Source organism: Bacillus sp. HNG, from assembly GCF_003400205.1.
Lineage (GTDB): Bacteria > Bacillota > Bacilli > Bacillales > Bacillaceae_L > Ferdinandcohnia.
This window is the reverse complement of record NZ_QUQV01000004.1, coordinates 250,753-272,445: the sequence shown is the minus strand read 5'-3', so window position 1 is coordinate 272,445 and position 21,693 is coordinate 250,753. Positions and strand designations below refer to the sequence as shown.

15 protein-coding genes and 1 riboswitch are annotated in these 21,693 nt (G+C 41.2%); of the genes, 4 read left to right on the top strand and 11 right to left on the bottom strand.

All coding sequences use genetic code 11. The features are described from left to right. Nucleotides 1–184: 184 nt before the first annotated feature. The 5 genes from DZB84_RS10050 to folE all read right to left on the bottom strand — a co-directional run bounded on the left by DZB84_RS10050 (nt 185) and on the right by folE (nt 9,297). Nucleotides 185–3,337, bottom strand: a complete 3,153-nt coding sequence (locus DZB84_RS10050) for an FIMAH domain-containing protein (protein WP_189655211.1) — start codon at nt 3,335–3,337, stop codon at nt 185–187. A 311-nt stretch (nt 3,338–3,648) separates the two neighbouring features. Further along, nucleotides 3,649–6,546, bottom strand: coding sequence for a S41 family peptidase (locus DZB84_RS10045; RefSeq protein ID WP_116352118.1), 2,898 nt, complete (start codon nt 6,544–6,546; stop codon nt 3,649–3,651). A gap of 74 nt (nt 6,547–6,620) precedes the next feature. Beyond that, a complete protein-coding gene (locus DZB84_RS10040) occupies nt 6,621–7,622 on the bottom strand; it encodes an ABC transporter permease subunit (RefSeq protein WP_116352117.1) in 1,002 nt (333 codons plus the stop codon). A 157-nt stretch (nt 7,623–7,779) separates the two neighbouring features. After that, entirely contained in the window at nt 7,780–8,571 is a 792-nt protein-coding gene (locus DZB84_RS10035) for an SDR family oxidoreductase (RefSeq protein ID WP_116352116.1), read from the bottom strand. Nucleotides 8,572–8,667: 96 nt separating this feature from the next. Further along, nucleotides 8,668–9,297, bottom strand: coding sequence for a GTP cyclohydrolase I FolE (folE, locus tag DZB84_RS10030; RefSeq protein ID WP_116352115.1), 630 nt, complete (start codon nt 9,295–9,297; stop codon nt 8,668–8,670). A gap of 319 nt (nt 9,298–9,616) precedes the next feature. Here folE and DZB84_RS10025 point away from each other — a divergent pair, with 319 nt between their 5' ends. Further along, nucleotides 9,617–11,173 carry an ATP-binding protein gene (locus DZB84_RS10025; RefSeq protein WP_116352114.1) on the top strand — a complete coding sequence of 519 codons (1,557 nt, stop codon included), beginning with the start codon at nt 9,617–9,619 and terminating at the stop codon, nt 11,171–11,173. A 76-nt stretch (nt 11,174–11,249) separates the two neighbouring features. Here the strand turns inward: DZB84_RS10025 and DZB84_RS10020 are convergent, their stop codons facing one another. Next, complete coding sequence (locus DZB84_RS10020; RefSeq protein ID WP_116352113.1) at nt 11,250–12,437, bottom strand: acetyl-CoA C-acetyltransferase; 1,188 nt, start codon at nt 12,435–12,437, stop codon at nt 11,250–11,252. Nucleotides 12,438–12,985: 548 nt separating this feature from the next. On the opposite strand from DZB84_RS10020, the gene DZB84_RS10015 reads away from it, so the two are divergent. The 3 genes from DZB84_RS10015 to DZB84_RS10000 all read left to right on the top strand — a co-directional run bounded on the left by DZB84_RS10015 (nt 12,986) and on the right by DZB84_RS10000 (nt 16,331). After that, nucleotides 12,986–13,468: a sigma-70 family RNA polymerase sigma factor gene (locus DZB84_RS10015; RefSeq protein WP_189655210.1), complete on the top strand. Its 483-nt coding sequence runs from the start codon at nt 12,986–12,988 to the stop codon at nt 13,466–13,468. 156 nt (nt 13,469–13,624) lie between these two features. Further along, entirely contained in the window at nt 13,625–14,155 is a 531-nt protein-coding gene (locus tag DZB84_RS10010) for a hypothetical protein (protein WP_116352111.1), read from the top strand. Between the two features lie 892 nt (nt 14,156–15,047). Then, nucleotides 15,048–16,331: a M20 family metallo-hydrolase gene (locus DZB84_RS10000; RefSeq protein WP_116352109.1), complete on the top strand. Its 1,284-nt coding sequence runs from the start codon at nt 15,048–15,050 to the stop codon at nt 16,329–16,331. An 89-nt stretch (nt 16,332–16,420) separates the two neighbouring features. On the opposite strand, the gene DZB84_RS09995 is transcribed toward DZB84_RS10000, so the two are convergent. The 5 genes from DZB84_RS09995 to DZB84_RS09975 form a co-directional block, all read right to left on the bottom strand. Continuing rightward, nucleotides 16,421–17,077 (bottom strand): GntR family transcriptional regulator, encoded by a 657-nt coding sequence (locus DZB84_RS09995; protein ID WP_116352108.1) that lies wholly within the window; start codon nt 17,075–17,077, stop codon nt 16,421–16,423. A gap of 19 nt (nt 17,078–17,096) precedes the next feature. Next, nucleotides 17,097–18,623 carry a tripartite tricarboxylate transporter permease gene (locus DZB84_RS09990; RefSeq protein WP_116352107.1) on the bottom strand — a complete coding sequence of 509 codons (1,527 nt, stop codon included), beginning with the start codon at nt 18,621–18,623 and terminating at the stop codon, nt 17,097–17,099. 24 nt (nt 18,624–18,647) lie between these two features. Beyond that, on the bottom strand, nt 18,648–19,091 hold the full coding sequence (locus tag DZB84_RS09985; RefSeq protein ID WP_189655209.1) for a tripartite tricarboxylate transporter TctB family protein: 444 nt from the start codon (nt 19,089–19,091) through the stop codon (nt 18,648–18,650). A gap of 79 nt (nt 19,092–19,170) precedes the next feature. Next, nucleotides 19,171–20,151, bottom strand: coding sequence for a Bug family tripartite tricarboxylate transporter substrate binding protein (locus DZB84_RS09980; RefSeq protein WP_116352105.1), 981 nt, complete (start codon nt 20,149–20,151; stop codon nt 19,171–19,173). A gap of 74 nt (nt 20,152–20,225) precedes the next feature. Beyond that, nucleotides 20,226–21,215, bottom strand: a complete 990-nt coding sequence (locus DZB84_RS09975; protein ID WP_116352104.1) for an aminopeptidase — start codon at nt 21,213–21,215, stop codon at nt 20,226–20,228. Nucleotides 21,216–21,562: 347 nt separating this feature from the next. Beyond that, a riboswitch (purine riboswitch) is annotated at nt 21,563–21,664 on the top strand. The last annotated feature ends 29 nt before the right edge of the window (nt 21,665–21,693 follow it).

Below are 21,693 nucleotides of genomic sequence, written 5' to 3'. Positions count from 1 at the left end.
CCCGCTAATCAAGCGTTTGTTTGAAATTCAAGTTCCCTGTCAATACTTGATTAAAACGCTACACAAACGTTTGTTTGAATTAATAATTCGTGATTAGTACAGATATTTTTAAAATATACTTTTACTATATGAAAATACAAGAATACCTCCATTTAAAATGGAGGTATTTTTACATAACCTTATTTTATTCCCATATTGTGTTTACGTTATTGTTGAGCATAGCTTTTATTTCGTTACTAGCGTTGCTGTTATTTAGGTGTTTTATGAAGTCTTGTAAATGTTTTTTTGCTTGTTGTACATCGCCTTTGTCATAGTGATGTTGTGCTTGATCTAATCGGTTTGTTAGTTGTTTTGTTAGTGAATGGTCAATTTGGTCTGATTCGAAAAGACCCGAAATTTGTTTAGTTAATGTAGCTGTCGTGACTGTAACTGTCACAGTCAGCTTATTTGATGTGAATTCTTCTCCTTGATAAGTAACAATCGCTTGAATATCGGTAGTTCCAGCATTGCTCGCCATTATTTTTCCGTCTTCTACTGTCGCAACCATTGGTGAACTACTTACCCACTCTACAGCATCAATTTCATCTAAATCAACTTGCTCTCCATTTGTAAGAAAGACAGAAAGTTCCGTTCCCATTGCCTCGCCTTGGAGTACCTCCGCACTGTCTGCAGAGAGAACTACTTTATCTAAGACAACTTCTCTTTCATACGTAAGTTTGAAATCGTCGTAATATGCCCCTGATGTTGTAAAGAAATTAGATGCCCCTGCAAATAATTTTGCATATGCGGCATTTTCAGGTGCTTCAACCGTTGCACTTACCGTTTGCCATTGTTTATGTCCGCCCCTAACATGAATGATGTTGACACCATCGACATCATTCCCAACTTGTTTACCAGCTTTATCAAAATAGCGGACAAAGAAACTAGCACTTCCATCTTCTAAATACATTTCAACTGTGGCTGTATACTTAACTCCAGCAGTAACTGGAATTGGATCTGATTGGACAAACACTGTTTCATTTTGGGCCATATCCTTAATCTTCAAGGAATAATTTCCTGTTTTGGCTTTTTCATTGGTTACCCCGTACGAAACATTACCTGAAAGGCCAAATAAAGATGACCAACCCGGAATACGATTATCTTCCCCTACTGGTCCTTCAAATCCTGGATTTTCAAATGATACTGGAACTGTCTCGTATACCGGATCAACAGGTAACTTTCCTCCATCAATGACAGGAATCATTTTTAAATAATGCTTGTCACCGTCGATAAAGTAAATATTTTGATTCCCTTCGGCATCATAAGCTAGTTCCATAAATGTAACTTCTGGTCCGTTATCAATTAAGCTAACATGCTTGAGATCCTCTGAATTTGGATCCACAACCGCTAATTTTCCACCAATATCCGTGTACAATAAACCATCTTCGCCAAACAGGATATGAACTGGTCTCCACATCCCTCTATTTTTGATATTTGGATATAGATTCTTCGATTTTACAATTTCATACGTGTCAGGGTTCATGGCAAATAATATGCCGTCAACTGCTCCCCATAACACCCCATCTTCATCAAAGGTTAACCCGCTTATCATTGGCGGTGAATCCAATTCTGGAAGGTCTAATTCAAATTCCGTGATTTTCTTTTTACCTTTGACATCCCAAACGAACATTTTGGCATTTTTTGCAGTTGGTTCAATATCTAGCCCTCCACGGACGGTAGTCGAGCCATAAATTTTACCATCTTTATAAGCAAGTCCTACGATACTTTGATCTTGAACGATATTTCTGTGTGTCTCTCTTTCTCCTGTAGTAGGGTCATAGATTGTCAGGGTTCCACCTAATTTTTGATAGTAAGGAATCGTACCAATTAATAGTTTATCGTTCTCGAATTTCATAATATATGGACGGTCTTGTTCATACCCATCATATAAATTGAAAAGTGTTTGAACTTCTAGTGTATCTGTATTCATCTTTTGAATAGATGCTCCGGAGTAGATTCCGAAATACATGTCAGAGCCATTTCCAGCAACCATACCTTCCGCTTGCCCTTGAGAATACGTGGTGATTTCACCTGTTTTCGTGTTATATCTTGCCCCTTTTGGACCTCCTGGGTACGTAGTCATGTACAGGTTCCCATCAGGACCAAGCCCAAGACTATGTAAGTCTAATGGCAAATTACCATTCATCGCTAAAGGTAAATCGATGATTTTCTGTGCATCCAAATCAACGGTCATAATCTCTCCGGATCTTTTTACCGTAACGAGACGTAAATCGGATGAATCCTCCCCAAAGTCAACAAATGCGAGTCCCCGCCATCCTGCAGGATAACGGATACCTGTTTCCCTTGTTTCCAGTGTATCTACATCAATCTCCAAAATATGGCGATTGTTAATCACATACGTTTTATTATCATTTACTGCCAATTGAGAGTATCCAAAAGCCCCGTAATCATCTTCAGAACCATCGCCGATTTTACCAATCACAGTATCATCGACCCATTCTTGTGATTCTAAATCATAAAACAAAATAGCACTTACTTCGCTAAATCTGACAACGAGGTACTTTCCAGCAACCTCCATATCATAGGCGAATCCCATTCCTTCAACCGTTGTCCCTAGAATGTCAGGTGCATTTTTTGTGATTTTCTCTTTTTCAAGGGTCTCGGTATTGATTCGGTATACATTTCCTGTAACACCTAATCCTGCGTAAAGGTAACCGTTATGGTAAGTCAACGACCGGACATAACTCGCATCACCCTCTACATCTACTTTTCCAAGATCTACAAATGCTTGTTTTGAAATATCAAATTTAAAAATTTTACCTTCTTTTTCTTTGTATGTTCCGATATAAACATTTCCATCATCGTCTGTTGTGCTGCTCCAAAATTGATGGCTAGCATCGGGAATCCCTAGATTCTTTACGGATTTTGTTTCAGGTGAGTAACTCCAAAGTTCCCCAGCATTTTTATCAGCTAATCCAGCAATATATACGGTTCCATCTGGAGCAATAATATGTGTCCAAACCTGGTTTATTTTTCCTAACTGGGCATTAAAGAGAACCGTATTGTTTTTTACATCAATGACATTAAACAATCCTCCATTTGCCGTTGTATAAACAACATCTTTCCCGTTCTCTTTACCAAATACTGCATCAGTCACAACCGCACCTGTCGCAGGAATGCCCAGATTCTGTACTTCTTTAAAACCGCGACCATTCAATTTTGCAACTACAGTCTCATCTTTATTTGTTTCTGCACTTGCACTGAATTGAAAGAAACTAGTGATTAACACGACAATTAAAAAACTTGAGAGCAGTTTTCGAACCCTTTTTTTCCCCATATTAAATCTCCCTTCACAAAATAATGATAGCGCATTCATTTTAAAAAAACTCTCCAAACCTCCCCTAAAAAATGTAGTCGGCGGCTTAACAATGATGAAAATCACAAATCTTGAACCAATTATATAGTTCAGCTATTTCCGCTAACAAGTCTATAATAAGTCGAGAAGTTGTCTTTATCATGTCTTTAAGGGACCACGGGGACGGTTCCACTAGTTCCTCTTACTCTAGTGATGTGAATTGCGCGATTGTATCAGCAAGTTAAAACAAAAAAGACTAGCACCCCTGATGGTTTGCTAGTCTTCGAGGTGGGTCACGGAACCTGTCCCTGTGACCCAATTTCCCCCTCCAAATACTCAAGCGCCGCCTCTAACTGTTCATCTCTGCCTTCCAATGCAGCCTCCCGCGTTCTTTCTACTATGACATCCGGCTGAACCCCTATCATATGGTGTTGTGACCAGTCTACACTCAGTGCTTGCCAGGCCGTGAACCAAACTCCCATATTTCCTGGTAGTTTTATAAGATTGATCGACCCATTCGTTCCGGCTGTCGGTCCTCCAATCATTGTCGCAAGCCCGTTACCCTTGAATGTACCAGCGTATGTTTCACATGCGCTTATACAACTTCCATCGATTAACGCTACCATTTTACTCGTGAAAATCTCATCCTTTGGAAGGTAGCTTGCCTGATTTTCGTCAAATTCGACTGGAGGTTTGTTTGGGTACATAATACGTGGGACATTCATCGGCATTGTATAAATAATCTCATCAGATAATTTTTCGAATAGCGCACTTAAATCAATAGCTGGATAGGCCCTAAAATCAAAAATAATCCCCTTTGCATGATGAAACTCCTCCAAAGCTACTTCCAACTGGTCTTTTGTAAAATGATCGATATTCACATAATAGATATCATTTCCTAGATATTTGTATCCTTCCTCAGAAGAACGGTTAAACCGATCAACTGATGATGGAAGTTGATAGGTCGCATTAATATTGAGCTGTTGTCCATCCCTTTTTACCGTGAACACTTCCTCTCCTCGCCCATCCAGATCGCGAACAAATCGTTTTAACGCAGCAAATTCTCGATAATGCTTTGTCCCAGACTCGAGTTTGATTATTTCATTGATCCACTCTATAGCTGATTCTCCAGAACGTTCAACAATCACGTCCCCCACTTTAAAAGGAGAATCCTCACTCACAGCGGTTACAACAACCTCTCCATCAAATACATCTGCCCAGAAAGGTAAGTATTTACCTATATGATATTGCCTGTCGATCACATTAATGTGACCGTCATTAAGCGGTCTAAGCATTTTTTCTAACGCCCTTTTAAATTCGACATGACTTACATAATTGGCTGGATGCAACAATTCCTTTAAGCTATCAGCCAACTGCTGATTCATATCCACATCGACGATATCATAATAAGGGTAAAAATATTTCACGATATTCCACACAATGATTGTATTGCTAAGCTGGACAATGGGGTCCATCGTATCTGCAGAGAAAACTTCGATTCTTTTAAGTCGATTCTGCAATGCTGCAAATTCCTGGTTTTCACCATAGATGTTTGTTGACTTTTGGTACGCCACGAGTGTTAGAGGCAATTGAATTTTTAATTCTTGATTAATCGGTTCCTCAATCACGTCTCTTTCGTTAGGAAAATGGTCAAAAAGTGGTAAAGCCCATATTGAGAATTTTTCATAAGCAAATGAATAATAAACTCGTTTACTTTTAAAGCTCGAATTCAGTATAGTTAAAAATAATTTATCTTGTGCTTCCTCTTCTGTTAGCAATGGCAAAAATGATAGGTTTTCTTTAATTTTGAACCCCTCATGCTGCCAAGCAACTAATTCGTACGAAGGGTCTCTTAGCTTCTTGTAATCTGGCAAATACCGGTCATACTCTTCATCGGTAAGGTAGATTTTTAAAGTAGGTGCTATTGGTTGAAAAATCTCCTCTAGGTTCTCTTTTAATTCCTGTTCATTTTTGGAACCAATGATTTTTTCCATTCCATAGAGGGCAAATTGGTTCCAATCGATCTCTTCCACCTCATCACTTGGATGAAAAAAGCGGACATACCCGTACAGATGGGCAAACGCCGTGACATTTGCAAACTGTCTTTCTTTATCTATCCAGCCGTTGGTCCCGCTTACTGGGGTGAAAGCTGGAAGTGTTTGAGAAGAATTACTGATTAAAATAGATAGGCAGACGAGGCTCAACACCATCGGATTTTTTGCTATTTTTATGAGGGGTCCTCTTACATGGTCAAACCACAGGCCCTCAAAAAATAAGTGGGCATGATGGAGGAACCAATTTTGTTGCTTCGCACTTTTCGTGTGAAATTTTAGACGCAAACCTTCCCCTAAGAGCTGAAAAGTAATCATCAGGATAGCAATCGCAAGCGCCGGAAACAATGGAATCCAAAACGCATGTATGATTTCCGTCCTTCCGCTCGCTAAAAACGACAACCAATCAAAGTCCGCACTTTGCCATTCATAATCACCTACGTCCTTTATCACAAGCTTTTGCTTGAAAAAGTAGGAAAACAACGCGAGCTGCCCTGCTAATAAGGTGACACGACCTGCTTCCAAGAAAAAATTTGACATGAAGCTTGGCCATAAATTCGGCAGATAATGTCTTATGTACATTTGAAAAGGATTATTACCCAAGATAAGTCCAGCGTGCATATACTCTTTTTGTGAGAGCTGGACGATTTGCTGCTGAAACAGATATCCCACTCGACCAACCCCGACAATGGCTATGGTGAGAATCATCAGTTCTTTCCGAATCGGCGATGAATCCACATATGGGGTAGAAAGAATCAACACGACTGCTAAGATAGGTGGCAAGCTCGAAAAAAGATAGCTCATCCCTTGTATAATCCAATGCGCAAAACCTCGTTGATTGCTAGATAAAAAAGCAAGCGGAATCGCCATTAAAAAAGTCATCATCGTGATTAGTAAAATAATCCCCACCGTCTCATCCAACCCATGAATGAGGACAGCAAAAATATCAATCCCATCAGCATCAGTACCCAAAGGGTTTTCGGCAGAAGGGGAAAACGGCGCCTTCTCAAATTCCCCACCATCATAAAATCGTAGACGCTCAGGCTGAAGCTCAGTTTCAACAAAATTTGAACCCACTAACATGGTGCCCCCAAGTATAACGGCAAGCAAAACCCCTATCCGCAAATACCAATTTTTCATGTATCTCACCTCCTACGGACAATGGGAGCCACGGGGACAGTTCTCTTGGTCCCGCTCCGATTCTCCCCAATTTTTTAAATGATATATAAAAGAAAGAGTGATACCCCAGCCATTGCTGGAATAATAATGATTAGTTGTCTTGTTACATCCTTAACTAACATCGTGGTTGTATAGAATGGAGAGACAATGCGTAATAAGAACTTGCTGACAAGGATCGATACGAAATAGAGCATCATAAAGCCCAGTGCTAATTCAAGAATCATTCCTGTTTCTATGTTTCTCTCTACGTCTGCTCCTGAAAGTTTTGTCATAACATTTTTCTTATCAACTGTCTTAAACAATCGATAGGCCGCGCCTTTATACTCTGTCAGCCACTCCACAATCAACAAGTTTGATAGAACATAGACCATCATTGACGGTAAATGGCTAATGATTTGGACCATGCTATTACGAAGGATATGCTTGTACGTGACGATTTTTTCGATTAACCCCTTCGACCTTGCGACAGCTACGAACACCTGGTCACTTTCTTCATTCAAAGCTGAGGTCGTCACCTTTGCCACATATAAAAGTGGATACAGGGCAACTAAAACCGAAGGAAGCAGAAAGCTATACCACTCCTCATGCCCAAACCAGGAGATAAACGGCATGTAAAAGAGAATGATCCACTGAAGACAGAGAATCACAAAGAAATCCGGCAACGCTGAAAGGAAGCTAGTTAACCCTTCCCCAACTAGCTTTTGGTATGGTTTCCTCTTTCGAAAATCAAAAATCCCCTTCCAAATTCCAAGTGTAAGTGCAAGGATAAAGGACGTGATTACGATCTTTAGACTTCTAGAAAAATGTTCGATCGCAACAGACTCGATTGGCTCTCCATTTTTTGTCGTTCCCAGACTATGATTCTTCCAGGCTTCTGAAACCGTATGGTGAATCACCTGCTTATACTCGTTCCATGATTTCAATTCGTTCTCCGCCGTATCCGGAACATCCGGCAAAAACAAACGGATTCCGAACACAACTGCAATCACAAACAAAACTGTACAAACATCCCGCACTCTCGCCTCAACATTTCCCATCACGTAATCTCCTTTTGGGACAGAGGAACAGGTCCCTCGTCCCAAATCTCATAAAATTATTATTATTTTGAATTTACCATATTTGTTATTTAGTTCCAATAGAGCAGTTACAAAACCCTGTCCTTTTAAAGACGAAAAAGGTGACCCAAGATTTGAGTCACCCATTTCGTTGCTTATCGATTTGTTCTCTTGCCCCTGTTTTATTCACAACACTCACTCCACCTGACGCCGAAATCACGCTCCCCGTGATGAAATCCGAGTTCTCCTCACAAAGAAAGGCGATGATTCTGGCTATATCCTCACCTGTGCCTGGGCGACCGATTGGGGTTTCGGGGTCCTTTCGTGTTCGGGCTGTGGTGATTGTGGCTTCTTTCATCTCACCGGTTATGTCGCCCGGACACACCATGTTGGCGGTAATTCCGTGTTCGGCTTCCTCAAGGGCAATTGATTTTGTAAGTGACACCAACCCAACCTTTGCCGCACTGAAGGCTGAGCGATACATCCAGCCAGGTGCGCTCTCCGCATCCTGAAAGCCATAGGTGATGATTCTTCCGAATTTTTGCTTCCGCATGACGGGGATGGTTAGCTTGAGAAAGTGAAAGACCGAGCTGAGGTTACCATCAATCATCTCGTTCCATTCGTGATCCTTGTAATCTACTAATTTTTTTCGTTTAAAAATATACGGGCCGGCATTGTTGATGAGGTAGTCGATTCGCCCAAAGCGGTTCATTGCCTGGTTGAATATGTGTGTGATATCGTCTTTTTTTGTGATGTCACCTTGGACGAACTGAATGCATTCTAAATAGGGCTTCCACTCCTTTTTCAACTCTTCGACGCGTGCCTCGTCACTTCTAAAGTTCACTGTGACAGAGCAGCCCATCTTTAAAAATTCCTCAGTCACTTTTCTTCCTAAGCCCTTCGTTCCCGCTGTAATCACTGCATGTCTCACCTACATCACCTGCCTTTTGTTAATTGTGGGACCACGGGGACGGTTCCTTTGGTTCCACGGGACCAGAAGAACCGTCCCTGTGGCACCCTTTAGCCCTTACCTATTTAATAGTGTTAGAAATTCGAGGCGTGTGTCTGCGCGTTCTTCGAATATGCCTCTGACGGCTGTTGTTGTGGTTTCGGAGTTTGTTTTTTTAATTCCACGGCCACACATGCACATGTGTTTTGCTTCGATGACAACCATGGTTCCCTGTGGCTCGAGGATTTCTTCAATGGCCTCCGCGATTTGGTTTGTTAACACTTCTTGGACCTGAAAACGTTTCGCATAGCCTTCTACCATTCTTCCAATCTTGGACAGCCCCGTTACTCTTTTATCCGGGATATAGCCGACATGGGCGATACCAAAGAACGGTGCGAAATGATGCTCGCACATGGAGTGGAACTCGATATGTTTAACCAAAACGAGCTCGCGATGTGTGACGTCAAACACCTTTTTTAAATGGTCCTTCGGATCTTCTTGATAGCCTTCGGTGTATTCAAGAAATGCTTTGACGACGCGCTGTGGTGTTTCGATGAGCCCGTCGCGGTTCGGATCGTCCCCGCATAGTTCGATCAGACTTTTTAACGCATCCGCTACATGTTCAGCTTGTTTGATTTTATCCGGGTTTCCTTCAAATATACGTGGGAATTTTTCAAATATGTTTGCTTCCGTATCTATTAAAGACATCTTGTCGAACCTCTTTTCATCATTGTAAACTTTCCTATTACTTCTCTTTTCACATCGGATTTCCTTCCTACGAAAGGACTATTTACAAGGGATGGAATATTTGGCGTTTGGTAAATTCAGAGACTTTTCATTTGAGTTTCAGCTTCGTTTTGGGACGAGGAACCTGTCCCTCCGTCCCTACTACTTTTGTAGTATTTTTTAAAAATTCCTTCGTTTTCCGTATGTTTTCGTTGCCGTAATGATTCTTCTTTCAGTATGCTTTTTATATATATCAAAAAATTTGAATTTTATAAGTTAGTAGGTAGGAGGCTTTCTTTTTATGGTTCCAAATGATACAGAAAATGAAGGACAAAGGAGAAATACACATTTACGACAGCTTGCCTCTGTTGGACAAGTTGCTGCGGGAATTGCTCATGAGGTACGCAACCCACTTACAGCCGTAAAAGGATTTTTACAGCTTCTACAGCAGGAGGAAGAGCATGAATACCTCGATATTGCACAGAGCGAACTCAATAATGCCCTTCTTACCTTGAACAATTTGCTTCAGGTGTCTAAGCCTGATTTGGAAGACGAGGATGCCCAAGTGATTCATCTAGCGGCCGAATTAGAATCTATTTTGAATCTATTTTTAGACAAATTGTATGACATTGAGCTCGAGTCGGACTTTCAAAATACGGACGCCACCATTGTCGGAAAGAAAAATCAATTCAAGAAAGCCTTTTTTAACTTGATCAAAAATGCGATTGAGTCGATTGAGGGGAACGGCAAAATCAAGATTACGCACCGAGCTAATGACAAGGATGTGATCGTCACCATAAAAGACTCGGGAGTCGGTATCCCAAAGGAAAAAATGAATCTACTCGGAACGCCGTTTTTTTCAACAAAGGATGCTGGTACTGGTATGGGACTCGCCCAGGTTTTCTCTGTTGTCTACCAACATGGCGGAGACATCTCCGTTGACAGTGAATTAAACGTAGGAACAACGTTTACTATTAGATTACCAAAACAATTCAAAACCATTGACCGAGGTGTTCGAAGATTGAATTTAATCTACAAAGATTCTATTAAAGAGTTTTTCCTGGAAAACAAAGTCTATTTTGAAGAAAAATTGCTAGAGGAAGCCATTAATGTGAAGGATAAAATCGAGGAAATTCATACGGTTGGAAACATCAATCTCCTTGATAATGCTCATAAACTCGTACTCTATGTCGTCGAAGAACGTGAACACGAGTTGATTACATTCGCTAAGCGCGAGGGCATCGCATGGGCAAAAAATTCGCTAACACTTGCGTTCAAACTTGAGTGGGTACAAGCCATTCGCCGCACCCTTTGGGACTTCCTGTACAATTATGACCTGTTATTAAATAACGAATCCAGTCGCGACGAATTTTTTGCGCTTGAGAAAAAAATGAATATCTTACTCGACCATTTTTTAACCCACTTTTTCATCAGCTATTCGAAGTTCAAGGACGGACTGCTTGAGTCGCAAAGACAGCTTGTTGAAAATCTATCTGTGCCGATCATTCCGATTAACCAGGATACGTACATAATCCCATTGATTGGTGGCATCGACCAACGTCGCCTCTTGACGATTGAGGATAAAATCCTGTTTACCATTGAAAGTGAACATATCCGCACGCTGATCATGGATCTATCTGGTGTCGCCTTCATGGAGGACGAGGTCATCTACCGCTTCAGGAAGTTGATTGAGGGTATAAAAATGATGGGCTGCCAAACGGTCCTCACCGGAATCCGGGCGGAAATTGTGAAAAAGATGATTGCGCTGGGAATCAGCTTTGCGGATATCGCGGAGTCGAAGGGCACCCTACAGCTCGCATTGAAAGATTATTTGTTTGTTGAAGATGTGGTGGAATAGTGAGCATGGTTAATGCTCCATTGAAACTTTTGGGCCGAGGGATCTGTCCCTACGACCCAAAAAGCTTTCGGAAATCTTATAAACTATTATTTTCGATGACCATTGCGATTCCTTGGCCACCCCCAATGCAAAGACTAACAACTGCGTATCTTTTAGCCCTGCGTCTTAGTTCATATGCTGCAGATAGCAGGATTCGTGCACCACTCGCCCCAACAGGGTGACCAAGCGCAACTGCCCCACCGTTAACATTCGTTATTTCACGATCAAGTCCGAGTTCTTTTTCAACTGCGAGATATTGTGCAGCAAATGCTTCGTTTACTTCAACTAAGTCCATATCGGCCAAGCTAAGTCCCGCTCGTTCAAGTGCCTTTTTTATGGCTGGTACAGGACCAATTCCCATAATAGTTGGGTCAACTCCCGCTACTCCCCACGAAATTACCTTCGCAAGAGGCTTGAGCCCATTTTCACGGACCGCTCTTTCCCCTGCAACTACAACAGATGCTGCCCCATCATTGATACCAGATGCATTTGCGGCGGTAACCGTTCCGTCAGCCAAGAAGGACGGACGCAATTTACTCATCGACTCCAAATTGGCGTTCGGCTTGATATGTTCATCTTTATCTACTAAAATACTTCCTTTTCTCGTTTTCACCTCGACAGCGACGATTTCTTCGGCAAAGGTTCCGTTCCCAGATGCTTTTGCAGCTCTTTGGTTTGATTCAATCGCAAATCTGTCTTGTTCTTCACGGGAAATTGAATGCTTTTCTGCTAGTTTTTCAGCTGTCATGCCCATCCCTTTTCCCGTGTATTGGTCGGTGAGGGTTGTCAGCAACATGTCTTCAAATTGAAGATTGCCCATTTTCGAGCCACCAAACCGCTGGGTAAAATTCGCATACGGGGATTGGGACATGTTCTCCGTTCCTCCGGCGAGTACCAATTTTGCGTCCCCTACTAAAATATGTTGAGCAGCGGAAACGACAGATTGCAACCCAGACCCACATAGGCGGTTCACCATAAACGCAGGTACCTCTTGAGGAACACCGCTATGTAGGGCAATATGCCGCGCCAGATAGGAAGCGTTTTTCTCAGTATGAATGACGTTACCGTAAATGACGTGATCAATTTGTCCGGGATCAACCTTGGATCGCTTCATTGCCTCAACAGCGGTGGCGCGTCCTAACTCCGTTGCACCCGTCCCTGAAAACGAACCTCCAAAACTAGTAAATGCTGTACGAGCTCCATCAACAATAAAAATTGGTTCCATTGGCAAAACCTCCTTTTTTAATTAGTTTACCATGTTGCACGCTACATGTAATGAATATTCTGACTAATAATACAATGGAAGGAGGTGTACATTTCTGTACACCTAACTGGGACTCATTCAGTTGTTTATGTTGAACTTGGCTGTCGATAGTGGAAAAAAACGGGGAATAAAAAGGATTGAAAGCGAGTGGAACACTTCCAATTATAAATATGTATTACAAAATATATGTATATATCTGAGCTGAGTTTCAAACAAGGGAAACCGCTGCCGATTTGCGAACTGTGACTTTCTACCTATAGATTAACCGTTCATTCAACAACATTCTGTTAATTTCATCACATTTTTGTATTTTTTTACAAATTTTTTGAAGTTTTTTTCACTTAGAGGGAAGCATACTTGAAGTTTCTCTATAGCATACGTTACATACGGTCTCCTCCTCTCCCCTTCGTACGTGAAGTTTACCCTTTGGACTCCCCTCCTTCCTAACAAGTAAATTTGAGTTACCGGCGGAATAAAAGAAGAACGCGTTCTTTAAAAGGACCATTTTTGTGGAATTTGAGGAACTTGTTGAACAGTATAAACCATTGATTTTTCGGGTAATTAAAAGGTTACGGTTGTACGGGGACAAGGATACATTTTATCAGATTGGCTTAATCGGACTTTGGGATGCGTCGACTCGCTTTGACCTAGAAAAAGGTGTTGAGTTTTCTACATTTGCTTATTCAACCATTCGTGGAAAGCTTCTTGATCATTTAAAAAAGGAAGCCCGCTACCGGGAGCGTTATCAACCTACGGGTGAGCTGATTTTCTTAAGTCTTACGGATAGCTCGATGGGAAATTCGCTGGATTTAATCGAAGAGTACGGCGAAGGGTTGACGGACAATCAGAAGAAGTGGGTTCAAGGGCGAATTATAGAGGATAAAAGCTATAAGGCAATCGCCGATGAGCATGGAGTTACCGTGGATTCAGTGAAGTCCTGGGGACGACAGGCAGTTAAGAAATTGCGGAAAATCATTATGCTAGAAAGATAACTTTTTTCAACTAAATGTTTGTTTGAATTTTTTCGGGTAATGCATGTGGGCCTCCGTGTTTAAACAAGCGCTTGTTTGAGGGTTGGGTTCTTTTTTTGAGGATAATAAATGATTAGGATTGCGACGTTGGGCAACAATGTATGGTGAGGTGAGAACATGATTAAGAGGTTGCTACTTCTCGCAATCATTGTAGAGCTTGGTGTGTTTTGGTATGTACACCGCGAAAAGACCCCCGTCCAGGTTCAGGTGGAGAATTTCCCACAGCGCGAGCTTTTGTTGGACAAGAAAAAGGTTCCTGCTGACGAACCCGAGCCTGCAATTGAAACAGCCGCAACAACGGATCCCTTAACGGTTATAAAAGACAAATATACGGTTGAATTTGAGAATTTAGAAAAGGAAACAAAAAAGAAGGCGAAGGATCTGCTGGCACGGGCTAAAGAAGATTTCATTGAGGAATCCACCGATGGCATTGCCGCTCTACAGGTCATGAGCAGCTATTATAACGAGTTCAAGACGCTTGAAAATGAAACCGACGAGACCTTCGAGCAAATCTATGCCCAACTCGAGGATGAGCTAGATGCGGGCGGCTATTCAAAAGACGAAGCTATGGTCTTTCGAGAACAATACGAGGAAAAGAAGAAGAAAATGATGAAAAAGGCGTTGGATGTACAGGGAAGTTATGAGTAATTGAGGGTGTGGGATTGCGTGTTAAGGTGAAGGATTTGCGCCTAGGTTGGCGGAAATGCGCTTTAATCTTTGGGAATTGCGCTTTAATCTTTGGGAATTGCGCTTTAATCTTTGGGAATTGCGCTTTAGTTGGGGAAGTTGCTCCTAAAATTGAAGGAATTGTACTTATGTTGATTTTCATACAATTACTCCCTAAGAAGTTGAATTAAGCGTTTTTGATGGTTTATAATAAATTTACAATAAAAAAGATCAGATGCGTCAACACTTGATAAACACAGTTACATGCCGTAAAGTGAGCGGCTAACCAATCTTTAAAGGATTACAAAAAGGAAGTAATCATCCCTTATACCTTGGTCGAGGCGGGGCGGTTACTCTTTTTGTTTGCAACAAAATCATGACAAATGCCGATACTCCGCTAATTCTTCGTCAAAATTAACTTCCACAGAAGTTGAAATACGCGTTTATAATGCTTATAATAAAGATATAATAAAAAAGATCAGATGCGTCAACACCTGATCAACACAATTACATGCCGCAAAGTGAGCGGCTTGCCCATGAAATTAGAAGTGATATCAAATGGAAGTAACTACCTAGACCTAGGCGAGGATAGGCGGTTACTTCTTTTTGTTTGCAACGACCAACATAACTACAATTGTTATGACCCCTAGCAAAACTAAATTAGATTGCAGTGCCACAGACATTGCCTCGTATGACGTCATCTGACCACCTCCCTTCTCAAGGAAGTGGCTAACCGCCCACCCGCATTATGTAACTGTACCCCTATTTTAACATTTCAGATAATAGATTACTAGTAAAAACAGAACATTTGTTCGCATTATTTTTCACACCTATATGATAAAATGTAGAAAAATCTAGTAAAAGGAGCATCCCTATGAATTTTTTCGAAAAATTAATATCAGATTATGATTTTTCATTAGATAAAAACGGCGTCAGTGGAAAGCGTTTGGCGTCACGACTTGCTGCTCTATCTGAAATTGGCCGAACCGCTGATAACGGCTCACACCGAATCGGTTTTTCCCATGAAGAAAAGGCCGCGAAGGATTTGGTGATGCAATGGATGACAGAAGCAGGACTTACCGTAACCGAGGATGGCGCTGGTAATGTTTTCGGACGTCTCAATGGTAAAAATTCTGATCTGCCTGCACTCCTGTCCGGCTCCCATGTTGATAGTGTTCCAAACGGCGGTCATTTCGACGGTCCCCTTGGTGTACTTGCGGCCCTTGAGGTAGTGGACGCTTGGACACAAACAGGCTTTGTACCGGAACGTCCTTTTGAGGTTGTTATTTTTTCTGACGAAGAAGGAGCACGATTTAATGGCGGTTTTAGTGGAAGTTCGTCGATGATTGGCGAAGCGACAAGAGAGGAGCTTCTTCCGAAAAAAGACATTCATGGCCACTCTTTTACAAAGGTTTTAGAGGATATCAGGCTGTCGGTTGACGACTTTTTTAATTCTAAAAGAGATCTCAATCAACTTGAAGCGTTTGTTGAGATACATATTGAACAAGGAAAAAGGTTGGAGCGTGCAGGGGTTCCAGTTGGGATTGTAACTGGAATCGCGGGACCTTGTTGGTTAAAAATGACGTTTACAGGTCGCGCTGGGCATGCGGGCAATACGCCAATGGACGACCGTAGGGATGCACTTGTTGCCGCAAGCCAGTTTATCTACAAAGTTCAATCGTTGCCTGAGCAAGTTAGCTCCTCAGCAGTCGCAACCGTTGGAAAGGTTGATGTACTGCCAAACGGCGTGAATGTCATTCCTGGCGAAGTCCGACTCACTGTTGATATCCGTGATATCCAAAAAGAAACTCGGGATCAGCTCGTTGAACTGGTCATTGAAAAAGCAAAGTCCATTTCCGCGGCACAAGGGATTGAACTTCACTATGAAGAAACATTGCGCGAAGCACCTGTTCCAATCAGCGAGGACATGCAGCAAAAACTCGAAAAGTCTGTAGTCGCACAAGGGATTGAACCGGTGTTTTTATCTAGTGGTGCCGGTCACGACTCCATGATTGTCGGTCATGTTTTACCGGTTGCGATGATTTTCGTCCAAAGCAAAGATGGCATCAGCCATAACCCAGCCGAATGGTCGTCTTTAAGCGACTGCGTCCAATCCGTTCATGTGTTGAAGGATTTTTTGGAGGGGTATGATAATTAAAAGGTAGAAGAATTGCCCATATAAAAAGGATGCACGTCTTTTTTGTGCATCCTTTTCTTTGGGACGCAGGACCTGTCCCCTTGACCCAATCATTTTTCAAACCTCGTCTTTATATGATTGTATCCTTTAATAATATGGTCACGAACGGCTTGTTTGGCGTTATCGATATCTTTTAGTTCGATGTACTTAATGATTGCTTCGTGTTCTTGAATGATTTGTTTTTTTCGTTCTTCACTGTACGATGTCACAATTCGGTTATTGATTACAACGTCCTTAATCTGGTTGTATAAGTTCATCAGAGTTGGGTTGTCGGCGTACTCATAAATCAAATCATGCAATTTCGTGTTTAGTTCGACATATTCGGTATGCGATTCACAAGTCATGGATTTTTTTACACATTCCTTTAATTGCTTAATTCCGTCTTCATCCATTCTAGGAATCGCAAGCTCAACTGCCAACTCCTCTAAGCTTGTTCTACATTGATACACATCTTGTATTTGCTTTGAGGTGAACTCTTGCACAATTGCACCTTTCCATGGAACAATTGTGATTAACCCTTCTGCAGATAATTTTCGAAATGCTTCACGAACCGGTGTACTGCTCACATTTAACTGTTTACTTACGGTCGCTTCGGTGATTCTTGTCCCCGGCTCAATATCTCCATTAACAATGGAACTTTTTAATTTTTCATATACGATTACATTCAGTGGCTGTCTTTCAACAGACTCGAGGCCTGGAAGTTTCATATCATTCCTCCGAGATTATTTATGCTTGCTTTGAAATGTTTTTATTACGGTTTAATAGTTTCGTAATATACGGGTAGACGATAATAACTAAAATTAATATAAGGAACCCTAATGAAATTGGACGGCTTAGGAAAATTCCTAGACCTGATTCAGACATAAGCAGTGATTGTCTTAATGTATTCTCAGCCAGTGGTCCAAGCACCAATGCTAACACAAGTGCTGCCGGTGAATAACCGTATAGCTTCATGAAAAAGCCTATCAGTCCGAAAATCAATAGGAGCCATACATCGATGAAACTTGAATTTAAACAGAATGTTCCGATAGCGCACAGAGTAATAATGATTGGCACCAAGTATCTATATGGCATTTTTACAATATATAGAAATAATGGAATAGAAATGATATTTATTATTAATAATATCATATTTCCAAGGTGCATACTCGTTATAATTCCCCATGAAAACTCTGGATTTTGAGTCATAAGTAATGGTCCTGGCTGCAATCCATACATTAAAAATGCACCTAATAAAATGGCAGTTGATGCAGATCCTGGAATACCTAATGTTAACAGCGGTACCATTGCACCAGCTGTTGCTGCGTTGTTCGCCGCCTCTGGTGCAACAAGTCCCTTACTATGTCCTGTTCCGAACTTTTCAGGTGTTTTAGAAACCTTTTTCTCAACGGAATAAGAGAAAAAGGAAGCGATTGTTGCGCCAGCCCCTGGTAAAACTCCTGTTAAAAATCCGATAACCGAACCTCTGATGTACGCAAACTTATCCGCCCACACTTCCAGCCAAGTTGGCCAGTTCTTTTTATTCTTAATAGATAAATCGATATTGCTACTGTCCACTTCTACACTTTTGTGACCACCTTCATATATCCGGTGAAGCAACTCTCCAACTCCAAATAACCCTATTGCAACTGGAATAAAATTGATTCCGTTAATTAAAAACGGCGAGTTAAAAGTGAAGCGCGGCATCCCTGAAATCACGTCAACCCCAACGGTAGCTACAGCCAGTCCGATGAACGCGGAAATCATTCCTTTCATACGGCTTTCGTCAGTCATCCAAACTAGCGTTAAGAGACCCATAAGCATCAGCATAAAATATTCTGGAGGTCCGAATTTCATTGCGACTCCCGTAAAAAATGGGATGAATGTGTAGATTAAAAATACCCCAATAGCTCCTCCTATAAAGGATGCGATTGCTTGATAAATCATCGCTTTACCCGCTTGCCCCTGTAACGTCATTTTATATCCTTCAAAGGTTGTGACGACAGCTGCTGAATCACCTGGCGTATTAATGAGAATCGAGGTTACAGCACCTCCGTACTGGGAGCCGTAATAAATACCAGCAAGCATGATTATCGCTGTTGTTGGCTCCAGCGAAAACGTAACCGGTAATAAAATCGCGATTCCCGCGGATGCACCAAAACCGGGAATAATTCCAACGATCATACCAATTAATGCACCCAAAAACACAAACAATAGATTTGTCGGGGTGAATGCCACTTCAATCCCTGTCATGACATTTTGTAAAAACTCCATGTTTATTTCCTCCCTTAGGTGCGATTAAATGAATCTTTCAAATAAACCCAACGGTAGATTAGTGCCTAGCAGATATTCAAAAAACACATATATGACCGCTGATCCGATCAAAGAAATCAAGATATTTTGTAAATTTTTGCGTTTGTTTATTAACGTTAACACGATAAACGTAAAGATAATTGTTCCGATGAGTGCACCTAAAACTGATAATAAGATAATATAAATCGCGATAGCAGACGCAATCATAATAAAGTCTTTTAAATAGGTTCGATCTAACTTAGAATCTTTGTTTTCTTTGTAGGATTTGACTAAATCAATAAGTGATAATACTAATAATCCAACAGAGATTAATATCGGTAAGAAGCCGGCTCCGGGACGGCTGTCTTTCATAAACGGAAATTGAAGCGATAAAATTAAATAAACACCTGCAAAAATGACTATAAGTAAGGAAAAAATGTTTTTACCCATGCTCCTTTTCCTTTCTTCTTTATATTTTGAGAAAGGAAGGGAATGGAGATTAGGATGAAGACCTCCATTCCCTTCGTGATTATTTATTGTACTTTTCGATTGAAGTTGAGTATTTTTCGCTTGTTTCATCTAACAGAGCTTTAAACTCTGCGCCTTCAAGATAGCGATCGGAAAGACCCGTCTCTTCAACAAACTGCTTCCACTCATCTGTTTCATATACTTTTTTGATGGTATCAATCCAGTATTGTTGGACACTTTCGTCAACATCACCCGCTAACAAAACTCCACGTGGCTGAGATAGGTTCACCTCATAGCCAAGCTCTGTAAAAGTCGGTACATCCTTTAACGCTGGGAAGCGCTCAACCCCTGAGAATGCAAGTGGTCTCATTAATCCACCTTCAATTTGACCAAGTGCTCTAGTTGGATTCCCTACAATGGCATCCAAGCTATCTGATAAAAGGGCACTCGTTAGCTCGCCTGCACCTTGAAACGGAACGTAATCAAACTCGAATCCCGCAGCTTCCGCAAACATATTTGGAATAATCATTTCATCACTTACCTGTCCAACCCCACCAATTTTAAGTTTTTTCGCTTTCGCTGCTGCGATAAAGTCATCAATGTTCTTGATGTCAGACTCTTCTTTAACTAAAAGGAATAAATCATCTGCTCCCATTAGCGCAACTGGTGTGAACGATTCATACGTAAAGCCAAGATCAGAAACCAGTGGTGTTGTAAAAAGACTGGCACTTGTAGCAGTTAAAATATATGGGTCACCTTTTTTACTGTTTACAAATCCCCAACCAGTTGCCCCGCTTCCACCTTCACGGTTTTCAATTTTAATATCACCGTTATACCAATCATTTTTCTGGATAATTTCAATGATTTTTCGAATATGAAGGTCCGTACCACCACCAGGACCAAACGGAATCACAACATTCAATGTTTCAGCTGGGTACTCATTTTTTGACTTTGAATCCTTAGAGCTTGTAGAATTTGAGCCAGAACAAGCGGCTAAAACGAGTGTAAAACAGATTACTGCAAATAAAAGTACTTTTTTCATATTGACCCTCCGTTTATATATATTTTGATTGGCAGTCCAGGGGAGCTCAGATTTGTTCCCCCTTGCTTCGCCAGTTATGCCAGTGCTTTTTCGTATTCTAAAACAACTTCCCCATCCTTAATGATTGTCACACCATCCACTACCAAAGTGACTCCTGTTTGGATTAAATCATAGTGGCAAGCCGCTTTTATGGTTCCACCTAGAGTAATACTGGATCCGATTCCAATATGTACAGATCCGAAGACACCCTCATCTTCAAGCATGAAGCCGTTAAATTTACAATTAGGGTTTAGACCCACACCGATTTCTGCAATGTTATACACGTTCGGGTCATTTTTTGCCGCAAGGTCTTCTCGTAAAATCTTCGCTTCATGTCCACCCGTAATTTCTGTAATGAAGCCATCTTCAACCTTACAAACCACGTTTTCTTTTAATACACCAATACCAAGGTATGGGATACTTGCATCCGCTACAATTGTTCCAGTTGCTTTGTGCTCAATTGGAGATACATTCGCTTCCACTGTTGGTACAGGTGCAAATTGACCTGGTTCAACCATACAAGTCATCGCGTTACTTTTTCGACCAACAGCCGTTAAACGAAGGTCTGTCCCGTGAATCGTCGTTAAGTGAATGTCTTTCGCATCCTCAAGAACGTTCGCAACTGCCTTACATAATGGGGCAACACTCGGGAAATCCGCATGAACACCACTATTAATTAGCATGTTCTCATCAAATTGTGTGAGCATGATGCCTCTAGAGCCGTTTTTACACGCATCAACAACCGCTTGCGTATGAGTGATCGATGTAAACACTGCGCTGATAAATACGTCGCTTTCCTTCATTGCTGCAGCAACAGTCTTTGGTGGTTCTGTACTATCAGCTTTACGCGGAATGATTGTCATAATTGAAGGCTCTGCTCCAACAGCCGTAACCGCCGCTGCTACACTCTTTGCAATATTCATTGTCTTCGGCTCTGCAACGATGACAACGCTCTCATTTTCCTGCACCTTTGCACACACCTCAACAATTTGTTTCGCACCCTTACTCATCAAGATTTCCATCATGTTAGTCAAACCCTTTCAGTTTTAAATTTTCTTAATACTCCGATTTGTCACCCATTATTCTATATTCTATAGAATCTGTCAATACTATATTCTATAGAATGTAGAATATGTAGTTTGCATTTTCTCGTAATTTCATATATCGAAATAATAAAAGTTTCATAGAATCAAAAACAGAGGTCTCTGTGGGATTATAACTCGTCCATTTACTCAGGTTAAATTTAATAGCCTACAAAAATAATAAAAAAATTTTGAAATGGGACACAGAGCAACTCCATAACCCCATCCCCCCTTTTTCCAACTCCCACCATTTACAAATCCCGCCTCCCATCATATAATACCAACATACCATTTGAATATCGGCATTCACTCATATAATCACGGGGATAAGGCCCGTAAGTTTCTACCAGCGCACCGTAAATGTGCTGACTATGAGTGAGCAATGGGAATGCATTTATGCTTATTCCACTTTCCTTCGTTA